Raw genomic sequence first — 2,159 nt, forward strand, 5'->3', positions numbered from 1 at the left:
ATATAGGTTTCGAATGACCTCATTTATACAAAATGAAAAATTAGCGAAGTACTGATGTTAGATATCAAACAAAATTGATATGAAAACTTTTAATTAGAAAGCTTAACTTCTTTTATTTATGAGCTACTGCTGCCCTGCGGACCCTGAGAAAAAAAAGGAATGGGAAGAGAAAATGCTCCAGGAAATAGATTTTCTGGACAATAGCATTAAAAAAGCGAGTGAAATATTCAGTGCTCTCGGGCATCCGATAAGATTAAAAATTGCTTATTTTCTCTCTCAGAGAGACCACTGCGTATGCGAACTGATATTCAAGTTGAATGAGAGACAGAATCTGGTTTCCCATCATTTGACTATCATGAAAAACTGTGGAATTATCGAAGCTTATAACAACTCTAAGTGGCGTTTTTACAGGTTAAACCCTGAATTTAGCGATATTCTAAACGTTATCTCAAAAATAAAGCCCCTCTAAACTGGATAAATATCAAAATTAATCTCTTTACAGAATCTCAAAGGCTACATGAACAGCTCTCGTAATTTTATTTGCTTGTATTTCAGATTCTTGTATTTCAGATAATACTGTAATAACTTTACTCGTGTTTAGTTGTTATCGACACAATTCAATACTATCCTGGAACTGGGGGAGATTAGTGACTCTTAACAATACTTACCAAGTAATTCTAATTGCAACAGATGGGTCTAAGTGTAGTCAACACGCCGTTCTTCACGGAATGGAACTTGCAAAATTAATGGGTGCAAAAGTCTATGCCCTTTATGTTTTGGACAAAAATGCGTATGTTCCGCCTACATTAGAAACGCCAATTTATCTAGGTTCCAAATGGGATGTCATAGAGGAAACTCTACGTCAAGAAGGAGACAATGCTATTCAATATGCAAATAATGTTGCACAGAGTAAGGGAATAGACTTTGAAGGTGTGGTTATTGAAGGTAACCCGGCTAATGTAATCCTGGAATTTGCGGAGCAGAAAAAAGTGAATATGATAGTGATGGGAACTCTTGGTAAAGGTGGATTGGAAAGATTTTTGCTTGGAAGCGTAACAGATAAGGTAATAAGACATTCAAAAAGATCTGTCCTTGTAGTAAAGGAAAAAAATTAGAATAAATTAGGTAAGAAGTTAAGGAAAACTTGAAAGATAATGAAACGAAGTTTTCAGTCACCAGAGCAACAATTACAGTCCTCTTCTTCTTTACTATCCTTTTCAAAGATCTTATCGTATATGTTTTCTTCGTATATATTAGTCCATCCTATCTGTGAACCAGCAGCAATAAACATTGCAACTGAGATAGCTTCTGCAATTTCCTCCTTTGCGGCTCCTGCAGTAATTGCTCTTTGTGAATGGGTGTCAACACAAAACTGACAGCGCATAAGGACCGAAGAAGCGACAGCAATTAATTCTTTTGTTTTAAGATCCAGAAAGGCATCTTTAAATATGGACTCTCTCATCTTCCCGAAAGCTTCCGCAGTTTCAGGCAACATTTCGTTCAAAAATGACATATCAATACCCCGATTTAAAAATATTATTATAGTTAGTTGCGAATCTTTTGAAATGATTTCAAGTGAAAGGATACTTGTTTATAGGTAATAGAAGAGTGCCAGAATTATCTATAAAACGATCAGTTAGAGGTTACGAGATTTTTAGTATTTTTAGTATTTTTAATGACCTGGTCTTCTGCAAAAAGCAGAGTTCCATTGCATACTATTTCCTCGATTTTCAGGTTTATGTGTATATAGTAAGTCTTCATCATTTTTTGAGTTGTCTTCAGGTTTCTTTTCTTCCAATACTGCATCGTTCAATACTGCATCGTTCAATACTGCATCGTTCAATACTGCATCGCTCTCTTTACTCATGTTCAATCTCCTTTTCTATTGGATATTTTAAGACTATAATTAAAATAGAAGTTCAAATTTTAAGAATCCAGAGGGTGGGTATCAATTATTCTTGATACATTCTAGATCAGCTGAGTGAATCATCAGTAAGTTGATATGTCTTAGAGATTAAAAATTTGACCAGATTTATCAGGATACAGACCTTGTTAACTGAGTAAAAAGAAAAGGGCTCTTCGTCGTATAAAATGGGTAATTATTTATAATAAAAATATAATATAAATAAGTATTATATTATTTGATAAAAATAACTGCA

The 2,159-nt window shown here is 34.0% G+C and carries 4 protein-coding genes; 2 read left to right on the forward strand and 2 right to left on the reverse strand.

Translation table 11 applies throughout. The annotated features are described in order from the left end of the window. Positions 1–118: 118 nt before the first annotated feature. Both ASJ81_RS11725 and ASJ81_RS11730 read left to right on the forward strand, forming a co-directional pair. Positions 119–469: an ArsR/SmtB family transcription factor gene (locus ASJ81_RS11725; RefSeq protein ID WP_095644606.1), complete on the forward strand. Its 351-nt coding sequence runs from the start codon at positions 119–121 to the stop codon at positions 467–469. A gap of 178 nt (positions 470–647) precedes the next feature. Further along, a complete protein-coding gene (locus tag ASJ81_RS11730; RefSeq protein ID WP_095644607.1) occupies positions 648–1,115 on the forward strand; it encodes a universal stress protein in 468 nt (155 codons plus the stop codon). A 53-nt stretch (positions 1,116–1,168) separates the two neighbouring features. Here the strand turns inward: ASJ81_RS11730 and ASJ81_RS11735 are convergent, their stop codons facing one another. Continuing rightward, positions 1,169–1,513: a carboxymuconolactone decarboxylase family protein gene (locus ASJ81_RS11735; RefSeq protein ID WP_095644608.1), complete on the reverse strand. Its 345-nt coding sequence runs from the start codon at positions 1,511–1,513 to the stop codon at positions 1,169–1,171. Positions 1,514–1,672: 159 nt separating this feature from the next. Then, positions 1,673–1,867, reverse strand: coding sequence for a hypothetical protein (locus ASJ81_RS11740; RefSeq protein ID WP_095644609.1), 195 nt, complete (start codon positions 1,865–1,867; stop codon positions 1,673–1,675). Positions 1,868–2,159 lie beyond the last annotated feature (292 nt).

Source organism: Methanosarcina spelaei, from assembly GCF_002287235.1.
Lineage (GTDB): Archaea > Halobacteriota > Methanosarcinia > Methanosarcinales > Methanosarcinaceae > Methanosarcina > Methanosarcina spelaei.